The organism is Melaminivora alkalimesophila (assembly GCF_000282995.1).
Taxonomy (GTDB): Bacteria; Pseudomonadota; Gammaproteobacteria; order Burkholderiales; family Burkholderiaceae_C; genus Melaminivora; species Melaminivora alkalimesophila.
The window spans coordinates 1-1163 of the sequence record NZ_ALEE01000092.1; the positions used below are offsets into that span (position 1 = coordinate 1).

Sequence of the window (1163 nt, forward strand, 5' to 3'; positions counted from 1 at the left end):
TCAAACTTTGGGGTCTTTGCAGGCTCCGGAGAACCCCCTTGACCCGCCGCTCCTTCCCGCAACCCAGCCCCGAAAGGACCAGACCGCTGAACTGAGCGAAGCCTTGAACTATACAACACAAAAGAGCCGATAGACAAGACCGAGGTGGAAAAAATCTCTGGAGACTCTCGCCACCCCTGCCACCGCGTCCGGCCTCCAACAGGAAGGCCGCGCTGCAGCAAGACCGCAAGTATAACCCAGGGTTTACCCTTGGCAACGCTTCAGGCCACTTTTTTGCACCTGCCGGGCGGCCGGCCTTGCGGCGCGCCGCAGCAGGGCCCGGTTCGATAATCCGGGAATGGCACTTCTCACCTTGACGGATGCGCAGCTGGCCTTCGGCCATGTGGCGCTGCTCGACCACGCGGACTTCGCCCTGGAGGCAGGCGAGCGGGTCGGTCTCATCGGGCGCAATGGCGCCGGCAAGTCGTCCCTGCTCAAAATCCTGGGCGGACTCGCGCAGGCGGACGACGGCACGCTGCAGCTGCAGCAGGGATTGCGCCTGGCCTACGTGGCGCAGGAGCCGCAGCTGCCGCCCGAGGCGACGGTCTTCGAGGCCGCTGCCCAGGGGCTGGCACCGGTGATCGCCTTGCGCGAGCAGTACCTGTCGGGCGCGCCGGGGCTGGATCTGGATGCGCTGCAGTCGCAGATCGAGGCCTACGACGCATGGAACTGGGAGCAGCGCGTGGAGGCGACGCTGCAGCAGCTGCGCCTGGCGCCCGACGCGCAGGTGGCGACCCTGTCGGGTGGCACCAAGAAGCGGGTGGCGCTGGCGCAGGCGCTGGTGGCGCGCCCGGATGTGTTGCTGCTCGATGAGCCGACCAACCACCTGGACCTCGACTCCATCGAGTGGCTGGAGGAGCTGCTGCTGTCCTTCTCCGGTGCGGTGGTGGTCATCACGCACGACCGGGCCTTCCTGGACCGGGTGGCCACGCGGATCGTCGAACTCGACCGTGGCAAGCTGCGCTCCTACCACGGCAACTTCGCCCGCTATCTGATCCAGAAAGAGGAGCAGCTGGCGCAGGAGGCGGTCATCAACGCGCGCGCGGACAAGGTTCTGGCGCAGGAGGAGGTCTGGATCCGCAAGGGGGTCGAGGCCCGGCGCACCCGCAACCAGGGGCGGGTGC

At 67.2% G+C, this 1163-nt stretch carries 1 protein-coding gene; it reads left to right on the forward strand.

Translation table 11 applies throughout. The features are described from left to right. Positions 1-337 precede the first annotated feature (337 nt). A partial coding sequence (locus tag A612_RS01155; protein ID WP_019372782.1) for an ABC-F family ATP-binding cassette domain-containing protein occupies positions 338-1163 on the forward strand: 826 nt, incomplete at its 3' end.